Source organism: Bacillus cereus group sp. TH152-1LC (genome assembly GCF_027710505.1).
In the GTDB taxonomy this organism is placed as follows: Bacteria; Bacillota; Bacilli; order Bacillales; family Bacillaceae_G; genus Bacillus_A; species Bacillus_A mobilis.
Genome location: NZ_JAQFNK010000016.1, coordinates 37,579 through 55,593, shown reverse-complemented (window position 1 = coordinate 55,593; position 18,015 = coordinate 37,579). Strand labels below are relative to the sequence as shown.

Genomic DNA, 18,015 nt, shown 5'->3' with positions numbered 1-18,015 from the left:
GACTGCTAAAGCCGGTTCTCTTTGTTGAGAGCTGGCTTTTATTTTTTTATAATAGCTATAAGGAGGTTATGTCCATGAATGTACAAGCAAAAGTAGACTGGATCGGTACACCAAAACCGTATATATATAAGGATGAAGTAACATACGACGCTACTTCCATTGACTTTTCACTCGCTGGTGATGACAATCGATATAAATTAATTGTGCTCAGCTCTGAAGAAAATACACATTACAAAATTGTCCAATATGGAATCAAACCCGGCTCACAAAAGCCATTTCCTATCGACATTCCATTCGAACAAAACATGTTACCAATCATAGAACAAATATTACATGATCCATATGTACAAGCGATAGTAAAGGAAACGCGCTCATAATTGTAAAAAAGGATACCACCTAGCTGATTTTTTCGGCTAAGTGATATCCTTTTATTTTCCCTTCGTGAACACGAGTAGAGAAAAATATATCAACGGTTCGACACGAAATATCGATTTACTAGCAAAGATTCACAAAAAAAGAGGCTGTTCAACAATATTGAACAACCTCTCTTCTTTATTAGCGAGTCGGACCAGATACTTCCTCTGACTTAAGCGTATTATTCGCTCCAAGAGAATGGTACAGTATCTTTCCATTTCCATTAACAGTAACGATATGGTCATTATTAAAGCTTTTGAACTTTACAGACCCATCACCGTAACGAATATGGTACTCTTCGTATGTCGTTACTTTATATTTCGTAGCACTTTGACGCTCTATATTACGAACATCCATCGTTAATAAGTCTTCTGTAATTCCTTTTTTGTGTAGATACTGTATGTAATCACGGTCTTCCTTGTACGATTTCCCGCTCTTATCATAATTATTTTCAATTAGACTAAAATCATTTAGTGAAATCGCACGTACATTATCATAAATATGATTTCGTACAAAATCACCAACTGCCGAACTAGAAGCTTCTTTCGGGAATTTTAAGTAATATGTACTTTGTTCTCCCACTTTCATACTTTCAGATTTAATTACACCGTATTCAGCGTTTTTTTCTAAATGCACCTCTACTGTTTCATCTGTCGGGACAGGACCAAGTTTATAACTTCCGCGGCTCAACTTCCCGCGCTTCTTACCATTTACAAATACATTTGCATCATTTTCATCAGAAGAAATCGTTACATAATTTCCTTCTAGTGATAATTTAACATCCACCTTCGCATCTTTTTCATCTGCCAAGTCCACTTCTTTTTCTGTTTCTAAATCAGTTAGTTCCATCTTCGCTTTTGCCTTTACAACGTAAGAACCAGGGAAATATGGACCAACTTCTTTTGAAGTTTTCTCATTTGATAACTCTATCTCTTTCTTATCATTCACATAAATTTCAGCAGTCTTCGCAGTCGTGCTTACATTCATATAATAAGATTTCATATTAAATTTATACTTCGGATATAAGAACCATTCTTTCCCGTCTTCTATAATTTGACCATCTTTAAATGATGGTTTATCGCTTGCTAGTTTTTGATCCACTGTCTCTCTTTGTAAATAAGATAGCAGTTCTTTATTATAAGAAGGGTTTTCTTTTAAATAACGGATGTACCCCTTAATATCTTCAGCTTTAATTTTCAAGCTCGGATCATCTACTTTTACAAACTCATCAATTGCATTCGCATCTTTCTTTTGGAATGCTTCAATCATAACATTGACCTGTTTTTCTTTTGAAAATTTGCTTGCACCAAATTTATACGCGCCAAACAATATAGCAAAGATAACCACAAATCCTATAAGTAACACTATATTTTTCTTACTTTTCACTGGCTTTATATCTCGTTGTACTTCCGAACGAGAAGAAGCTGTTTGATCAGCAATGACTTCTACCTTACTTCCACACTCCGGACAAAAGTTCAAATGACCTGCAACTTGTTTATTACATTTCCCACAAAACTTCAAATGGCTCTCCCCCTTATTTTTTTACTAACTTCATACCCGCGAATGTTAATGCGTAAGAAAGAAGAAAACTCCCTACTATTAAATACATCGTGCTACTTTGAATAGAGAATAATGGTCCGGAAATCCCCGCAAATTCCTTCATAACTTCTTTACTTCCCGAAGCCTCAATATGAATTTTGGCCAACCCATTTACACAAAGCATCATCACAGTATAAACCGCACTAAACACAGCAATAGTTACGTACATATTTTTCATCGGATATTGAGCCAGTTTCATTCCAGCTCTAAATAGTAAAATACATGGTAATAAAATTAATAATCCCCACCAGTGCATATAGGAATTGAAGTCATCAATTTCTTTTACTCGTTTAAGATTCGCTCCATTAGCAACTTCCAGATCTTTTAATGACGTACCATTTATTGATATTCCTGACATATAAGATAAATGCAATGGACCTTTTTCTATTGAATATCTTCTCATTTCTTTATCCATATCTCCCCATTCAATTGCTGTTGGAGCAAAGTGAGCCATATTCCACATGTATGGTGTTGCTTCTAATGAAATTAATGTTTTATATGTTTTCTCAGGAAAATCAATTGGTCCCATTGACTTTGAACTGCTAAATAAAATTGTAATAAGTATAATACCAAATGTAATAAGCAATCCTTTTAATACAGTTACTACACTATAATAAATGGATGTTGCATAAGGAACACTTCGACTAATAGAAGATAATAGACGGTGTGGCCCTGCTTTAATGCACATACCAATAAAGGTAAATAATAAACCAAATATAATGCCATACAATAAACTAACAACATGAGAATAACCAACATCGATTGTCATCGATTGATAGAATTGAGAAATTGTCGTAGAAGAACTTGCAATAAAGCTTACAATACACAAGAAAATCCCATATACAATACCTATGGTACTTGATGTTATTACCTTCTCACGCCAAACAGCAGAAGGGGCACTTCTCTCTACAAAGAATCCAATTCCACCTAATATAAGTGCCGGAATAATTAACAAGATAAACAATGGGAAATGAAGGATAAATGACATCGTGTATGCCCCACTCCCACTAACTTCAAGGCCTATTAAATGATACATTAAAATTAATGGTGCTATGCCGATGAAAGATTGATCAACTGTAGCCATATTCAGCATACCGTTCATATTTGTAAACATCGTTCTCACTAGGTCGTTAATCGCCGCATCGACAATTAAGCTACCAATCCAACCGGCGATAAACATACATACAATTGCAAGCCCACCACCAAGTAAACCTTTTTTTAAACTGCTTCCAGATGAACTTACATGTAATTGTAAATCTTCGTCTGGTAATCTCGTTTTCATTTCTTTTTTCATAATACCAAATAAGGAATCCCCGCATTTCTCACAATACGTAGCAGTTCCTTTACTTTCCACTCCACAAGTTCGGCAATACCTTGAGTCTTTCGGCGCTAACGTAACTTCACTTTCTACACTACCTGTACTTGATCCATCATGCGTACAATAATTCGCTACATCCGACTGTTCTAAACCACAAGTTTTACAATACATGTTCCTCACTCCTTACTTTGCTTCATACCACAAACTGGACAGAATGTAGCCTCTGTTGCAATTTGTTCACCACATGAAGTACATGATCCATTTTCAGCATTTTTTGATTGAAGGAGTAACTCATTTTCTTTTCCGCACTGTCCACAAAATTTATCATTTAATGATAATGGGCCGCCACAGCTACACTGCCCTTTCTGCCCTTGATTCTGTAGATTAGCAATTTGCTTACGCGTGTTATAAATAGCAACATCCAGCTCTTGTACTGGTTCTATAATATTTTTTAACACATCTACTCGGACTTCATCATTACGGAGTTGCATATATGCCGTTTGACCAAGTTCAAGCAAAATTTCAGTTTTCGCTTGTAGTTTCTCTTGCGTAATTTTCTTTAATTGCGCAACCTCCTGAGCTACTTGCAATTTCATCTTTCCTTGCTCGATTCCCTCTTGCAATTTGTTCATACCGCTACCAAACTTCGCTTGTAAATCTGACAAATTATTTCTCCTCCTATAAATATATAGTAATATACAAAATTAACATTATATATATTACCATGATTTTCAATTTATGTAATCCAAATTTCATTTTTTCTGTTTTGAGCATTTTTTGTTTATAATGGTAAAGGAAAGAAATATGTGTACGGAGGAATATTATGCTGCAACACTCAATTACAAAAGATGAAATTATGATGATTGCGAATGAGTTCGTTCAAGGACTAGATCCACAGCAAACAGCTGATCAGGAACATGTCGCTACAGCTCGGCACCTATATCGTAGTGGCGTTGTCTACAACGTTGACTTTGATGGTTATACACTATCAGGAACTGTAGATGCTGAAGGCAGCGTATATAGCGTCCATATCCCAATTCGTAACGTCGCTGAAAGCTATTGTGATTGCTTTGCACCAACACAATGTGAGCATATGCTCGCTGTGTTATTATCTGCAGCGTCGAGTTTCGGGCAAGTAGGAGATGTATTAACTTTATTTAAAAATAATACGAAACCTTCCCTTCCTCCTATTCGAACTGCAAGACAAGTGTTGCAATCATCAGCTTTTGAAGAAACGGATTATAAAAGTTGGCACTCATATTTTGATAACGAATATGAATCATTTAAAAAAGAACAAGCTCGGCTTACTTATAAACAAATGTATTTTCTTATGAGTATTTTTACGGACTTCTATACGAAACTCGAGCGGAAAGCTCCGCGCATTGTTGCGATACATGAGTTGTTCAGGCTACATGCAGCGCTTTATTGCTTTCAAAAATTACTAGAAGAGATTCAGGACTTCGAAGCAAATAAAACGTATTCTTATCACCAGCCTGTTAACGTCGTTCGCTTATTTGTAGATAAAGTGGAATCCATCGTTCGGGACTTACAATCAGAAGCGATTCCTCCAGAGTCTGACGCAATTTTGCACGAAACAGCTCGTCTCGTTCACGAAGTATTCTTCTCCACCGACGCCTATACGCAAGAGAGATTTTTTATTTATCGTCACATATGGAGTGAACTCTTACACAAGAAAGAGCAACTGCAGGAAGAAGAAAAGCGAATCAATACGAAAATCAATCCACTTTCCAAAGCATTAGCATCTTCTCATCTACTCTTTTTAAATGACGAAGACCTATTAGCAATGAACTTACTCAAGAAACAGCCTGCTTCTGTTGTCAGCCTGTACTTCTATTGGTTAGAAGAGCTATTAAATGCAATGCGGTGGGATCGTGCAAAAAACTGGCTTTCCTTTACGTATAAGCAAGTGAAGAAAACGATACATGAGCACGAAAATACAATTTTCATAAAAGATATCGTTCGCTTATTTGTCATCATGTATGAAACGTATGCAACTCATACAAATGAACAAGCCGGACTCGAAATGATTTTGCAAGAGCTATTACCATATAGTTTCGCAAACTATGAGCAATACGTACTCGCGAAAAAGCAATATCGTACATGGGCAGAACTTCAGCTCTTACATGGATTTGAAGCCATTGAACTTTTGAAAGAGCCTCTGAAAGATATTGAAAAAGAAGATCCAGAAGCGGCCCTTCCTCTTTATCACCTTGCTGCTACCGAGGCCATTGAAGAGCGAAATCGTAAATCATATAGACGTGCAGTTCGTTACTTAAAGAAATTACGTACATTATATAAACGATTGAAGCGCACTGATGAATGGGATGCTTTCATTATTCACATCGCAAACTTACATTCACGTCTGCGTGCACTACAAGAGGAATTACGGAAAGGAAAATTAATCGATGATCAATCAAACTGAAGTAACAATTAGGCTCCAGCACGTTAGTCAAGGTTGGTTCCTTTGGGGAGAAGATGACAGCGGTACTCCCTTATCCGTAACAATTTGGAAACGAAATGCATTTACATGGCACTCCACTTCCTTCTACGGCACGTTTCTAAAAGAAGCAACCTTTGAAGGAAAACAAGGTGTTATGCTAACAAGCGCACAAGCATTTGAATACATCGCTAATAAACCGATGAACTCCTTTGCCCATATTCAAATGAACGGCCCTATTACAGCACTTACAGAAGATGCGAACGAATTATGGGATGCCTTCATCAGCGGTAATTTCGTACCTGATATGGAGCGTTGGTCTCAGCAACCATCTTGGAAAGTTCAAAATACCCCAATCGAAGATGACACATTGGCATCTCTTTTCTCGACTGCGGTAAATGAAAGCATATTACAAGATAACCGTTCGAACGACGGATGGGAAGATGCCAAGAGACTTTATGAACATTACGACTTTACGAAAAGACAATTGGATGCAGCACTACATGAAGAAGATTGGCTTCGAAAAATTGGTTACATTGAAGACGACCTTCCCTTTACAATCGGACTACGGCTACAAGAGCCACAAGAAGAATTTGAAATGTGGAAGCTTGAAACAATTGTTACACCAAAGCGCGGGGCACATCGCATATATGTATATGAAAGTATCGATTCTTTACCAAAACGATGGCACGATTATGAAGAGCGTATTCTTGAAACACAAGAAGGCTTCAGTAAGCTCGTACCGTGGTTAAAAGAAGACGAGACATTCCGAAGTGAGCTCTTTGAAACGGAAGCATGGAACTTCTTAACAGAAGCAAGTAACGAATTACTCGCTGCAGGTATTACGATTTTATTACCATCATGGTGGCAAAATTTAAAAGCAACAAAACCAAAATTACGTGTACAACTGAAGCAAAACGCTACGCAAACGCAATCTTTCTTCGGTATGAATACGCTCGTTAATTTTGACTGGCGCATTTCAACGAACGGCATTGATTTATCAGAAAGCGAATTTTTCGAGCTCGTTGAGCAAAACAAACGATTATTCAATATAAATGGTCAATGGATGAGACTGGACCCAGCCTTTATTGAAGAAGTGCGAAAGCTCATGAACCGTGCCGATAAATATGGACTCGAAATGAAAGATGTCCTTCAGCAACATTTATCAAACACTGCTGAGGCAGAAATTGTAGAAGAAGATAGTCCATTTACCGATATTGAAATCAAACTAGATGGATATTATGAAGAGCTATTCCAAAAACTATTGCACATTGGAGATATTCCAAAAGTAGATGTTCCTTCTGCACTAAACGCAACACTCCGTCCATATCAACAACACGGCATTGAGTGGTTATTATATTTAAGAAAGCTTGGATTCGGCGCATTATTAGCTGACGACATGGGACTTGGAAAAAGTATTCAAACGATCACTTACTTACTATATATAAAAGAAAACAATCTCCAAACAGGACCTGCCTTAATCGTGGCACCGACATCTGTTCTTGGAAATTGGCAAAAAGAATTTGAGCGTTTCGCGCCAAATTTACGTGTTCAGTTACATTATGGAAGTAACCGAGCGAAAGGCGAATCATTTAAAGACTTCCTTCAATCAGCAGATGTTGTATTAACATCTTACGCATTGGCTCAGCTTGATGAAGAAGAACTTAGTACGTTATGCTGGGATGCTGTTATTTTGGATGAAGCGCAAAATATTAAAAACCCACATACGAAACAGTCGAAAGCAGTACGAAACTTGCCAGCAAATCACAAAATCGCTTTAACCGGTACACCTATGGAAAACCGACTTGCCGAACTTTGGTCTATTTTCGACTTCATCAATCATGGGTATCTCGGCAGCTTAGGACAATTCCAGCGCCGCTTCGTCTCACCGATTGAAAAAGACCGTGACGAAGGAAAAATCCAACAAGTTCAACGTTTTATCTCACCATTTTTACTGCGCCGAACGAAGAAAGATCAAACCGTCGCATTAAACTTACCAGATAAACAAGAACAGAAAGCTTACTGCCCACTTACTGGTGAACAAGCTTCCTTATATGAACAACTTGTTCAAGATACATTGCAAAATGTTGAAGGATTAAGTGGGATTGAAAGACGCGGATTTATATTACTAATGCTAAACAAGCTCAAACAAATTTGTAATCACCCTGCTCTTTATTTAAAAGAAACAGAACCAAAAGACATCATCGAACGTTCCATGAAAACGAGCACGCTAATGGAACTCATTGAAAATATAAAAGATCAAAATGAAAGTTGTTTAATCTTCACACAATACATCGGTATGGGGAACATGCTAAAAAATGTGTTAGAAGAACATTTCGGTCAGCGCGTCCTCTTCTTAAACGGTAGTGTACCGAAGAAGGAACGTGACAAAATGATCGAGCAGTTCCAAAACGGAACGTATGACATTTTCATCTTATCGTTAAAAGCAGGTGGAACTGGCTTAAACTTAACCGCTGCCAACCATGTCATTCACTACGACCGTTGGTGGAATCCAGCTGTAGAAAACCAAGCAACAGACCGCGCATATCGTATTGGTCAAAAACGCTTCGTTCACGTTCATAAACTGATTACAACGGGGACACTCGAAGAAAAAATTGATGAAATGTTAGAAAGAAAACAATCACTAAACAACGCCGTCATTACAAGCGATAGTTGGATGACCGAACTATCTACAGACGAGCTAAAAGACTTACTTGGTGTATAAACAAAAGGAGCTAATCTCAAAAGATTAGCTCCTTTTTCTATTCCAAAACCAATTACTTATTAGAATCCCTGTTAATCCGCCGCACGTATCCAGTAATGAATCTTGCCACATCGGTGTACGATCTCCCGTAGTCCATTGATGAATTTCATCAAATGTTGCATATCCCGCAACGAAAAGAAGAGCGTATATAAAGCACCTTTTTCTCGAATAACCCGATCGATGAAAAGCATAATACGTCAATGAACCAAGCATAAAGAACACCATAAAATGAGCACCTTTACGAAGGAAAAACTCAATAAATCCGCCTACACCTTTATTTGCAATGCTAACAGGTGTACCACCGCCATAATCGATAGATACCCATGAGAAATGCTCTTTCACAAACTCAACATTTACACATTGTTCAATATCCGAACGCATATCCTGGTTTTTATATGGTTGTGCCGAGGAATAGAAAATCAACCCCATCCATAGTAAAACTGGAATCCAAAATAACCATTTACGATTCATTCTTCCGAAACCCCTCTCTTAGTCTTTTAAGCGTACCAAAAAAAAGAATAAATTTCACGCCAAAACATGACATTTGCACCCTATTTATAAAGTGAAAGGAGGTGATAAACATGACAGTCGAAACAATCGTAATGGACTTAACTTTACGTCTTGTCTTAAACAGTGGATTAGATAAGAACGGAAAAACAGCCTTTAAGCACAAACAATTTAAGCGTGTTAAAACAAACGCAAACTTAGAGCAAATACAAAACGTAGCACGTGCTCTCGCTTCTTTACAAGCATCACCGCTTCACGCTATACAACTCGTTAGCACATCAGATCTTTCTAACCTATAAGGTGAAACTTTAATCAGTGGGGTGTTCATCCCCCGCTGATTATAAAGCAACATCAATCGGCCCTGCCTAACGGGATAAATAAAAAGGAGGAAATAACGTATGCAAGTACTAGAATTAATTTTCACGAAAGAAGATGGAAAAACAGTTGTTTTTTCTATCGAGCAACCTATCACACCCGTCGATGCACAAGTCGTAAATCAAGTAATGGATACGATCCTTGCCTCATCTGTATTTTCATCAATTAATGATAATACTCGAAAAAAAGGAGCCCGTCTTATAGAAAGGAATGTATCTGAAGTTCCCATTACCTTATAAACAAAAAGACGAATCTGCATCATTTTGCAGATTCGTCTTTTTTCTTCGGCATTTCAATCGGAATAAAGACGAATCTGCATCATTTTGCAGATTCGTCTTTTTTCTTCGGCATTTCAATCGGAATAAAGATTTTTGAAAAACCGACGCAAACATATTTATAGTGTTCTCCGCCTATATCAAACTCGGTCGTATATGTTGAGAAGAAAATATAATCATTTCGCTTTGTATAATTCTCGATTAATAATCCAACTTGTGGCTCAACATATTTTTTCGCCAACTTCTTACCAGCCGATGCTAAATCGCCAAGGAGACCCTCTTCATTTTCCTTTTGAACCTCGTCTAGCTTCTTACTCACATCATTACGTTTCATAAACTGCTTTGCTGCCCAGTCCGTATATTCACCTTTACTCGGATTACTATTTGCTAAATATACTAGAAGAACAACAACTAGAGCCATAATAATATACTTTTTCTTCATACTATCTCACCGCCTACTCTTTTCTATTTTCATATATATGTACAAGCGATGCAAATTAGAAAGACTATCATCTATTGATTGTAAACGAATAACCACAATTTACAATATAAAACAGAATATTAACAATCAATTTACTTAATTCGTATATAATTATATTTGGTATTACTATCATTTATAAGGGAGGAATCAAATTTATGAATGAAGAAAATGATATTATTATTTCTAATTCTACAATGATGCTGGAGCCTTACAAGCACCCTTATTATCACACCAAAATTATCGACAGTAGCGGGAACCATCTTTACTCCTGTCAAACTGCTCTCCAACTCATCAAGCAATCTTGTCTAACCAATGTTCACTCTACTTATCAAGGCAGACGTAATGCAGTCCAAACAAACTTTAAATTTAAACAAAATGTCCCAATTCCGATTAATCACCGAGAATATATTTGTGCTTTCCCGACAGAATCTCCTTCTTCTCCAAACTGTATATGGCTATTTTATAACCATATAGATGACATAGAATTTTTCAAAAAGAGTAAAAAAGCTAACATTCATTTCTCAAATGGCACTACTACAACAATACATATCAGTCCCCATAAGTTAAAACAGCAATTATTAAAAGCTGGATACGTATTATCACGTATGAACATGCAAGATTCACTACAATTTAAAAACCTCTTATCACATTTACTACCTTAACAGAATAAGAAGAATGGAAAGTAATATCCCTTGCCTTGCCTTCCATTCTTCTTATAATGTTTATCCTCTTAAGCTATTTCGCATTTTCTCAAGTGCTTGCCGATACACCCACCTCACTTGATAATAGGTCATTTCCATCTCGCTAGCGATTTCTCCCATCGTTTTCCCTACAAAAAATCGTTCAAAAATAATATACTTCTCCTTTTCATCTAACACACTCATAAAATCCTTCGCTTTCATTTCAATATCTTCAAAATGGAAGATATCCTCATACTCTCCTACACATACATATCTTTCTTTCACAGTAGATTCTTTCTTCAATCTTTCTAATATATAACCACGCACCGTTACAACTGCATATGCTGGGAAACTTCCTTTCTCCGCATCAAATCTTTCATACGCATACCAAAGACCAATTAAACCACATTGATAATACTCTTCATGATCTTGGTAAATACCCAACTTCTTGATTTGATTCACAATCATACCTTCATACAAAACAACCGCCTCTTTAAAAGTTGCTGGTTTCACGCAGTACCCACTTATAAAAGGTATACCTCTTTGTTATTCCGCCGGTACCTCCACAATATAAAAATAAATAAGGGATTTCACTGTGAGTAATTTCAAATACTACCGCTGAAATTTTAAATTACACGAAGCAGAATTTCAAATTTTGCTGGTTGTATTTGAAATAAGGGTAAAAATAAAAAAGATTCCCTCTATACATGAGAAGGAACCTCTTGTTTATAAATTTTCGATTTATACTATTCTGCAGTTATACGTTTGAGGGATCTATCGATTGCATATAGACCTGTAGCTAAAATACAACTTATAACTCCAACAAATATATAAGGATTCTTATTCGGCATATATTCTACCGCTAACAATAATACAACTAACATGAACAAAAAATTTGCTAATAATTTCTTAAACATATGCATCTACTCCTTATAACAAAAATGCAGCAATTATTTTTATAATTGTTGCATTTCTTTCTAGCAACTTAAAGTACCGCTATTATTGGAACATTCCTTGTAAAGCGCCTAATCCAAGAGCTAAGACAAAGAAAACAATAGTAATAATTGTTGCCTGCTTTTTAGTTAAACCAGCTGTAATTTGAAGACCTAGCCATGTAACTACGTATCCCCAAATTGTAAACACCTCGAATTTACTTACAATACCTTTTACAACACCACTACTTGTGGAAAAAACTGGTCCTAAACCAGTGTACATTTCCTGACCCGATCCACCTAAAATATATGCCAAAATCGTATTGATTAATAAACCAAGTAACGAAATAACACTTGAATACACAGTAATTGCCAATAATTTTTTATAAGAAGTATCATTGCTCATAAACATCATTAATACTTTATACACCACAGCTCCCAATAGGAAACCAAATCCCATACCAAGAGCACCTACACCGAATCCCATACCATATGTCATTCCAGCTGAAACAGTAACACCTAATTCCTTATTAAGCTTAATAGCTTCAGGTGTCAGAGAATATACATAAGCAGCAAATCCACCAACCAATCCACCTAGTAAAACAAGTATCCAAAACGCACCCCAAACTACATTACTAGTCTTCATTCTCTCAAACTGTTCACCTGGAGATGTAATCATCCCTAATAACGATGGCTTTTTAGACCCTACATCTTGCGTATTAATATTCGTTTCCATTATAACGCCCCCTTATTTATACTGGCATATTTGGTAAGAATGCCGCAATTAACATAACAATCGCTGCTAAGAATAACGCTTTAATGATGAATAAAACGATAATTGGAATCGCTGCTTTTACTTTACTTACTCCTGCTGTAATTTGCAGTCCTAACCAAATTAAAACGATATTCCATAAATAAAATACTTCAATCGAACTCCCTATTCCATAAGCAACTGAACCTTCCTCAAATAGTGGTCCTAAGCTTGTATATGCAGTTGGTGCAACACCTAAAATTAAAGCTATAATACCATTAATAAATCCACCAATAATAACAACAATGTTCGCATATACAATAATCGTTACTAATTTTTTATAAGAGGTATCATTCCCATAGAACATCATAAACACTTTATAAATAGCTGCAACAACGAATGTTGCCAGCATACCACCTATAGTACCAGACACAATGCCGTAAATAACGTCGGATGTCAGTGAACTCTGTCCTGCAAATTCACCTAGTTCTTTTTTTATTTTCACCATCTCAGGTGACGTATTTGTAACGTATGTAGTAAAAGCACTTAACAGCCCTTGTAATAGCGCCATTAAGAAGAACATACCCCAAACTTTCTCGCTCGTCTTCATTCTCTCAAACTGTAAACCAGGAGAGGTAATCATCCCCAATAATGATGGCTTCTCTCCGCCTACTTTTTGTGTATTCAAATTCGCTTCCATTATAACGCCTCCTTCTATTTATATAACCCGTTCTAACGGGCGGTTCGTAGCCTCATATGAGGCTACGAACCGCCCACTAGAACGGTAATGTGTAGTTCTACTACACTATTAATTATTCATAACGTAATGCTTCAATTGGATCTAATTTCGCGGCTTTATTCGCTGGAATTAATCCGAAAATAATACCGAGTGTCATAGAGAACAGTACGCCTCCAACGACAACTTCCCATGAAACGAGTGGTGGCCATTTCGCAAATGTGGAAACGATATATGCCCCGCCATATCCAAGACCAATTCCAATTAAACCACCTAGCAGCGTTAACATGACTGCTTCAATTAAAAACTGTAATAAAATTTTACTACGTGTTGCCCCAAGTGCTTTACGTATCCCAATTTCGCGCGTACGCTCCGTTACAGATACAAGCATAATGTTCATAACGCCGATACCACCAACGACTAATGAAATACCCGCAATACCGCCGATGATCATCGTCATGATGCTAGTGACTTTAGAAACATTTTCTTGTAATTCTTTTAAATTCACCAGTTCATATTTACCTGAAATTTCACTTGGCTTACGACTATTTAATACATCAACAGCTTGTTTCCCAGCTGCTTCTAAATCGTCTACATTTTTAGCTTGAATTGCGATATTTTGAATATCATCTGTTCCGAATAAAACAGGCCATAATGTAAGGGGGATTAACGCTTCTTCCATTTCAAATCCCATAAACTCATTATCAGATGTATACACACCAATAATTTGCATCGGTTGCCCCTTCATCTCAATAATTTGTCCAACTGGGTTTACGTCCTTAAATAGCGTCTCCTCTGTTTTTGTACTAATCATCACAACGTTATTTGCATGAGAAATATCTGATTCACCTAAAGTACGTCCCTTTACGACCTTTACTTTATTAACCGCAAAATATTCATTATCAAGACCAATAACATTCAGATTTGCTTTTTTATCATTTACATCCAATATCTCTGTTGTCGAATTTGTCGTAATAACATGTGAAACATTTTTCACCTGTTTTACTTCCATAATATCCTCTTCTGTTAACTTCGGTATTTCAAATCCGCCTATAGCAAACTCATCATTCATATCTGGTTTAAATTGAATTGGCATAAGGTTATTACCACCAGAACCTGCGAATTTCGACTTCAGCATCGCTTCCCCACCTTGCCCAATTGCAACGACAGTAATAATAGAACCAACACCGATAATAATACCGAGCATCGTAAGAGCTGAACGCAGTTTATGAGCTAAAATAGAAGATAGGGCAATTTTTATGCTATCTAGTAAACTCATACCGCACACCTTCTATCTTCTGTAATTTTCCCATCTCGCAGTACAATGCGACGGGAAGAATACGCTGCTACTTCCTCTTCATGCGTAACCATAACAATCGTCGTACCTTCTGCATTTAGCTTCGTGAAAATATCCATAACTTGCTCACCAGACTTCGTATCAAGCGCACCAGTTGGCTCATCGGCCATAATGAACGTTGGGTTATTCGCAATCGATCTTGCAATCGCTACACGCTGCTTCTGTCCACCTGATAATTCATTCGGCAAATGATGAACCCTATCTGACAAACCGACTTTACCAAGCGCTTCTAGAGCCCTTTGGCGACGCTCTGCTTTCTTCACACCACCGTATACGAGCGGAAGTTCAACATTTTCTACCGCCGAAAGACGCGGCAGCAAATTAAAGTGCTGAAACACAAAGCCAATATATTCATTACGAATTAAAGCAAGCTTTGACTCGTCTGCTGTTAAGATATTCACATCATTCAGCATATATTCGCCTTCTGTTGGACGATCTAAACAACCGATAATATTCATAAGCGTTGATTTACCAGAACCAGACGGTCCCATAATCGAAACGAACTCACCACTTTGAATCGTTAAACTAATACCGTGCAAAATCGGCACTGCCAATTTTCCTTGATAATACGTTTTAGCAATATTATTTAACGTAATCATTTCTCTTTCACTTCCATTCCGTCATACACATCGTCGGAAGGATTTTTAACCACCTTTTGCCCCACTGTTACGCCTTCTACAACCTCTGTCCAGTCTCCATCAGTAGAACCTTTTTTCACATTTTGTTTACGAAGCTTTCCTTTATCCTCAACATAAACAAATGCATCATCAGCTTTTTCTACAATACTCTTAGTTGGAACAGCAATCATCGTCTTATTCTCTAAACTTACTTGCAGAGAAACGTGATAACCTGGAGATAAACCATCTTGACTATCAAGACTTGCTTTATATGTATATTGGGACATATTTTGAGTCGCTTCACCCAAACCACCAGCTTGAGCCATCTCTGCACTCGTTGGGAATTCACTTACCTCTGTAATCTTACCTGTCCACTTCTTCTTATTATTTGCTTTCGCAGTTACAGTAAATGTTTGATCCTTTTGAATTTGTGACTTTTGAAGCTCAGTTAACGTCCCTTGAATTTGGAATGGATCTTTAGAAGCCACTTGTAAAAATGCTTTTCCTTGACCACCTAACGCTTGAGATGAACTTTGCGCCGCATCTTTATCTAACTTTTGAACGACACCAGTAAAATTACTATAAACCGTAAGTTCTTTCTGTTTTTTACTTAACTCCTCTTTCTGCAACTTCCCTTTTTCTTTCTCAAGATCCGTTGTCTTTTGCGCCATCTCTAACTCACTTACTTGCTCTTCCATCGGATCTGTCACTTCTTTCCCAGCTCCGCTATCTTTTGCTTTCTTAATTTCTTTCTTCAGCGAATCAATCTTCTTCTTCCCTTGATCATAACGCATATTCGCCATCTTCTGATCAAGCTCAGCTTGCTTCATTTGCAAATTAATCTCTTCATTATCATAAGAGAATAACTTCGCACCTTTCTCAACCTCTTGTCCTTCTTTTACCTCAATATCTTTCACTTTTCCTTTAGTTGGATCTGCATAAAAACTTTCAATATTCCCAGGCTTCACCTGACCAGAAATTAACTTCGTATTATTAAGCTTTCGCTCCGTTACCTTCTCAAAACTTACAGCATCAGCAGATGTTGATGCTCCATTCTTCTTACCTTGCATAATAAAAATATTAACTGCTGCTACAATAACAATTAGTGCAATAACCCCGATAATAATCCATTTCTTCTTCTTGTTTGGAGTACGAACCGTATTTGGTATCATTTTCTCGCTCCCTTTATAACTTAATAGTTTAATATAAAAATTGTATAAAACTTTCTGAAAACAAATTACATATTATTACATTCTTTTTACAAAGTTTTACACATCCATTTATATTGTAACAAAAATTCCAATGATTAGAAATATGACATATTGTCTTTTAAGATAGATTTAAGGAAAGATTATATTAATATAAAAAAGCCATCCAACATGATAATTGGATAGCTTTTCGAACAAAATATTATGCCGCTTTAGGAGCGTTCCTCTCATGTCCACGTTGAACGATGAACAAGAAGATTGTTGATAAAATTGCACCTGTTAGTAGTAAGATGAAGCAACCGTCCCAGCCAGAACGATCAACAATAACACCGATTGCTGCGTTTGCTACAAGACTTCCGCCTACATAACCGAACAGACCACACATACCAACTGTCGTACCTACTGCAAATTTCGGTACTAATTCCATCGCACTTAAACCGATTAAGAACTGTGGTACATAAATTAAACAACCGATAATAGAAACTGCAATACTTACAACAAGTATGCTAGTTGCTTGCCAATATACGAACGTACCAATAACTACTCCGACCATACTAATGATACATAATGGCATACGTTTTCCTTTAAATAATTTATCACTTAAAAGACCAACGATTAATGAACTTGGAATTGCCATACCTTCAAAGATTGCGTATGCCGCATGTGCTTCATTTTTTGAAAAACCTTTAACTGTCGTTAAATAAAGTGGAACCCAGTTAATAACACCGAAGCGAATTAAATACACAAATGCATTTGCAATACATAAGAACCAAACAAATTTATTCTTTACTACATATTTCATTAAAATTTCTTTTGGTGACATCTTGTTAGCATTATCTGCTTTTTCAAGATTTTCATAGTCATTACGATACTCATCAATTGGAGGAAGACCTTCTGATTCTGGTGTATCCTTCGCATTAATCCAAACAAGAACTGAAATTACCATTGCGATAATCGCTGGGAAAATAAACACGCCGCCTTGCCAATGATTTTCACCAAAAATAGCTACACCAATTCCGACAAGTGGTGGCACAAGCATTCCGCCAACGTTATGTGAAATATTCCAAATACCTGTTTTCGTACCACGTTCTTTCTTCGAGAACCATTTCGTCATAACGATACTACAAGGTGGTGCTCCCATACCTTGTACAATACCATTTAGAACAAGTAATGTAACAATCATTCCAAAGGATGATGCAAAACCGAAACAAATATTTACAAGCCCTGATAAGAATAAACCAACCGCGATAAAGCGCTGGGCGAAAGCTTTATCTGATAAATTCCCCATAAAGAACTTACTAAATCCATAAACAATTGCCATGATTGAACCTAGTAGTCCAATTTCAGCTGTACTAAATCCATATTCTTGTACTAAATACGTACTTGATAACGTAAAGTTACTACGAACTAAATAATAAGCAGCATACCCAACTGAAATTCCCATCAATACACGAATACGTAGTAATCGATATACACGGTCGATCATATCCGCCGGCAATCTCTCAATTGCAGGTGCTGGCTTAAGCCATTTAAACATATTCTT

19 protein-coding genes are annotated in these 18,015 nt (G+C 36.8%); 6 read left to right on the top strand and 13 right to left on the bottom strand.

Features of this window, described 5'->3' with window-relative positions; all coding sequences use genetic code 11:
- Nucleotides 1–74: 74 nt before the first annotated feature.
- Nucleotides 75–377 carry a DUF3910 family protein gene (locus tag PDL00_RS25605; protein WP_098238603.1) on the top strand — a complete coding sequence of 101 codons (303 nt, stop codon included), beginning with the start codon at nucleotides 75–77 and terminating at the stop codon, nucleotides 375–377.
- A gap of 178 nt (nucleotides 378–555) precedes the next feature.
- Here the strand turns inward: PDL00_RS25605 and PDL00_RS25600 are convergent, their stop codons facing one another.
- Genes PDL00_RS25600 through PDL00_RS25590 form a run of 3 tightly spaced genes read right to left on the bottom strand, consistent with a single transcriptional unit; the run spans nucleotide 556 to nucleotide 3,996 of the window.
- Complete coding sequence (locus PDL00_RS25600) at nucleotides 556–1,935, bottom strand: zinc ribbon domain-containing protein (protein WP_270731998.1); 1,380 nt, start codon at nucleotides 1,933–1,935, stop codon at nucleotides 556–558.
- 13 nt (nucleotides 1,936–1,948) lie between these two features.
- A complete protein-coding gene (locus tag PDL00_RS25595) occupies nucleotides 1,949–3,502 on the bottom strand; it encodes a hypothetical protein (RefSeq protein WP_270731996.1) in 1,554 nt (517 codons plus the stop codon).
- A 5-nt stretch (nucleotides 3,503–3,507) separates the two neighbouring features.
- Nucleotides 3,508–3,996 (bottom strand): zinc ribbon domain-containing protein, encoded by a 489-nt coding sequence (locus PDL00_RS25590; protein WP_242254185.1) that lies wholly within the window; start codon nucleotides 3,994–3,996, stop codon nucleotides 3,508–3,510.
- Nucleotides 3,997–4,154: 158 nt separating this feature from the next.
- Between PDL00_RS25590 and PDL00_RS25585 the strand changes: the two genes are divergently transcribed.
- Together PDL00_RS25585 and PDL00_RS25580 are read left to right on the top strand one after the other, a co-directional pair.
- Nucleotides 4,155–5,774, top strand: coding sequence for an SWIM zinc finger family protein (locus PDL00_RS25585; RefSeq protein WP_242254187.1), 1,620 nt, complete (start codon nucleotides 4,155–4,157; stop codon nucleotides 5,772–5,774).
- Nucleotides 5,758–8,514: a DEAD/DEAH box helicase gene (locus tag PDL00_RS25580; protein ID WP_270731993.1), complete on the top strand. Its 2,757-nt coding sequence runs from the start codon at nucleotides 5,758–5,760 to the stop codon at nucleotides 8,512–8,514. Before PDL00_RS25585 ends, PDL00_RS25580 begins: the two co-directional genes overlap by 17 nt.
- 24 nt (nucleotides 8,515–8,538) lie before the next feature.
- On the opposite strand, the gene PDL00_RS25575 is transcribed toward PDL00_RS25580, so the two are convergent.
- The gene (locus tag PDL00_RS25575; protein ID WP_242254191.1) at nucleotides 8,539–9,024 is read right to left on the bottom strand and encodes a VanZ family protein; all 486 of its coding nucleotides are present in this window, start codon (nucleotides 9,022–9,024) and stop codon (nucleotides 8,539–8,541) included.
- Between the two features lie 110 nt (nucleotides 9,025–9,134).
- On the opposite strand from PDL00_RS25575, the gene PDL00_RS25570 reads away from it, so the two are divergent.
- Nucleotides 9,135–9,359 (top strand): DUF1659 domain-containing protein, encoded by a 225-nt coding sequence (locus tag PDL00_RS25570; RefSeq protein WP_270731991.1) that lies wholly within the window; start codon nucleotides 9,135–9,137, stop codon nucleotides 9,357–9,359.
- A gap of 99 nt (nucleotides 9,360–9,458) precedes the next feature.
- A complete protein-coding gene (locus PDL00_RS25565; protein WP_242254195.1) occupies nucleotides 9,459–9,674 on the top strand; it encodes a DUF2922 domain-containing protein in 216 nt (71 codons plus the stop codon).
- Between the two features lie 79 nt (nucleotides 9,675–9,753).
- Here the strand turns inward: PDL00_RS25565 and PDL00_RS25560 are convergent, their stop codons facing one another.
- On the bottom strand, nucleotides 9,754–10,152 hold the full coding sequence (locus PDL00_RS25560) for a DUF4359 domain-containing protein (RefSeq protein WP_000731403.1): 399 nt from the start codon (nucleotides 10,150–10,152) through the stop codon (nucleotides 9,754–9,756).
- Between the two features lie 194 nt (nucleotides 10,153–10,346).
- On the opposite strand from PDL00_RS25560, the gene PDL00_RS25555 reads away from it, so the two are divergent.
- Nucleotides 10,347–10,853 carry a competence protein ComK gene (locus PDL00_RS25555; protein WP_242254197.1) on the top strand — a complete coding sequence of 169 codons (507 nt, stop codon included), beginning with the start codon at nucleotides 10,347–10,349 and terminating at the stop codon, nucleotides 10,851–10,853.
- Nucleotides 10,854–10,913: 60 nt separating this feature from the next.
- Here the strand turns inward: PDL00_RS25555 and PDL00_RS25550 are convergent, their stop codons facing one another.
- From PDL00_RS25550 to PDL00_RS25515, 8 genes are all read right to left on the bottom strand, one after another.
- A complete protein-coding gene (locus PDL00_RS25550) occupies nucleotides 10,914–11,384 on the bottom strand; it encodes a sigma-70 family RNA polymerase sigma factor (protein WP_242254198.1) in 471 nt (156 codons plus the stop codon).
- Nucleotides 11,385–11,617: 233 nt separating this feature from the next.
- The gene (locus PDL00_RS25545; RefSeq protein ID WP_242254200.1) at nucleotides 11,618–11,788 is read right to left on the bottom strand and encodes a hypothetical protein; all 171 of its coding nucleotides are present in this window, start codon (nucleotides 11,786–11,788) and stop codon (nucleotides 11,618–11,620) included.
- Between the two features lie 82 nt (nucleotides 11,789–11,870).
- Nucleotides 11,871–12,539 (bottom strand): Yip1 family protein, encoded by a 669-nt coding sequence (locus tag PDL00_RS25540; protein ID WP_270731982.1) that lies wholly within the window; start codon nucleotides 12,537–12,539, stop codon nucleotides 11,871–11,873.
- 16 nt (nucleotides 12,540–12,555) lie between these two features.
- Nucleotides 12,556–13,254, bottom strand: a complete 699-nt coding sequence (locus PDL00_RS25535; protein WP_242254207.1) for a Yip1 family protein — start codon at nucleotides 13,252–13,254, stop codon at nucleotides 12,556–12,558.
- 112 nt (nucleotides 13,255–13,366) lie between these two features.
- The gene (locus tag PDL00_RS25530) at nucleotides 13,367–14,569 is read right to left on the bottom strand and encodes an ABC transporter permease (RefSeq protein WP_242254208.1); all 1,203 of its coding nucleotides are present in this window, start codon (nucleotides 14,567–14,569) and stop codon (nucleotides 13,367–13,369) included.
- The gene (locus tag PDL00_RS25525; protein WP_000631628.1) at nucleotides 14,566–15,246 is read right to left on the bottom strand and encodes an ABC transporter ATP-binding protein; all 681 of its coding nucleotides are present in this window, start codon (nucleotides 15,244–15,246) and stop codon (nucleotides 14,566–14,568) included. Before PDL00_RS25525 ends, PDL00_RS25530 begins: the two co-directional genes overlap by 4 nt.
- Nucleotides 15,243–16,436 (bottom strand): efflux RND transporter periplasmic adaptor subunit, encoded by a 1,194-nt coding sequence (locus PDL00_RS25520; RefSeq protein ID WP_270731977.1) that lies wholly within the window; start codon nucleotides 16,434–16,436, stop codon nucleotides 15,243–15,245. The genes PDL00_RS25525 and PDL00_RS25520 overlap by 4 nt, the downstream gene beginning before the upstream one ends.
- 238 nt (nucleotides 16,437–16,674) lie before the next feature.
- Nucleotides 16,675–18,009 carry an MFS transporter gene (locus tag PDL00_RS25515; RefSeq protein WP_131931226.1) on the bottom strand — a complete coding sequence of 445 codons (1,335 nt, stop codon included), beginning with the start codon at nucleotides 18,007–18,009 and terminating at the stop codon, nucleotides 16,675–16,677.
- Nucleotides 18,010–18,015: the final 6 nt, after the last annotated feature.

Bases quoted from the DNA above. Each gene is read 5' to 3' on its own strand.
- PDL00_RS25585 (WP_242254187.1), top strand. From the start codon at position 4,155: ATGCTGCAACACTCAATTACAAAAGATGAAATTATGATGATTGCGAAT.
- PDL00_RS25520 (WP_270731977.1), bottom strand. From the start codon at position 16,436: ATGATACCAAATACGGTTCGTACTCCAAACAAGAAGAAGAAATGGATT.
- PDL00_RS25575 (WP_242254191.1), bottom strand. From the start codon at position 9,024: ATGAATCGTAAATGGTTATTTTGGATTCCAGTTTTACTATGGATGGGG.
- PDL00_RS25595 (WP_270731996.1), bottom strand. From the start codon at position 3,502: ATGTATTGTAAAACTTGTGGTTTAGAACAGTCGGATGTAGCGAATTAT.
- PDL00_RS25580 (WP_270731993.1), top strand. From the start codon at position 5,758: ATGATCAATCAAACTGAAGTAACAATTAGGCTCCAGCACGTTAGTCAA.
- PDL00_RS25515 (WP_131931226.1), bottom strand. From the start codon at position 18,009: ATGTTTAAATGGCTTAAGCCAGCACCTGCAATTGAGAGATTGCCGGCG.
- PDL00_RS25605 (WP_098238603.1), top strand. From the start codon at position 75: ATGAATGTACAAGCAAAAGTAGACTGGATCGGTACACCAAAACCGTAT.
- PDL00_RS25565 (WP_242254195.1), top strand. From the start codon at position 9,459: ATGCAAGTACTAGAATTAATTTTCACGAAAGAAGATGGAAAAACAGTT.
- PDL00_RS25545 (WP_242254200.1), bottom strand. From the start codon at position 11,788: ATGTTTAAGAAATTATTAGCAAATTTTTTGTTCATGTTAGTTGTATTA.
- PDL00_RS25560 (WP_000731403.1), bottom strand. From the start codon at position 10,152: ATGAAGAAAAAGTATATTATTATGGCTCTAGTTGTTGTTCTTCTAGTA.
- PDL00_RS25540 (WP_270731982.1), bottom strand. From the start codon at position 12,539: ATGGAAACGAATATTAATACGCAAGATGTAGGGTCTAAAAAGCCATCG.
- PDL00_RS25535 (WP_242254207.1), bottom strand. From the start codon at position 13,254: ATGGAAGCGAATTTGAATACACAAAAAGTAGGCGGAGAGAAGCCATCA.
- PDL00_RS25555 (WP_242254197.1), top strand. From the start codon at position 10,347: ATGAATGAAGAAAATGATATTATTATTTCTAATTCTACAATGATGCTG.
- PDL00_RS25525 (WP_000631628.1), bottom strand. From the start codon at position 15,246: ATGATTACGTTAAATAATATTGCTAAAACGTATTATCAAGGAAAATTG.
- PDL00_RS25530 (WP_242254208.1), bottom strand. From the start codon at position 14,569: ATGAGTTTACTAGATAGCATAAAAATTGCCCTATCTTCTATTTTAGCT.
- PDL00_RS25570 (WP_270731991.1), top strand. From the start codon at position 9,135: ATGACAGTCGAAACAATCGTAATGGACTTAACTTTACGTCTTGTCTTA.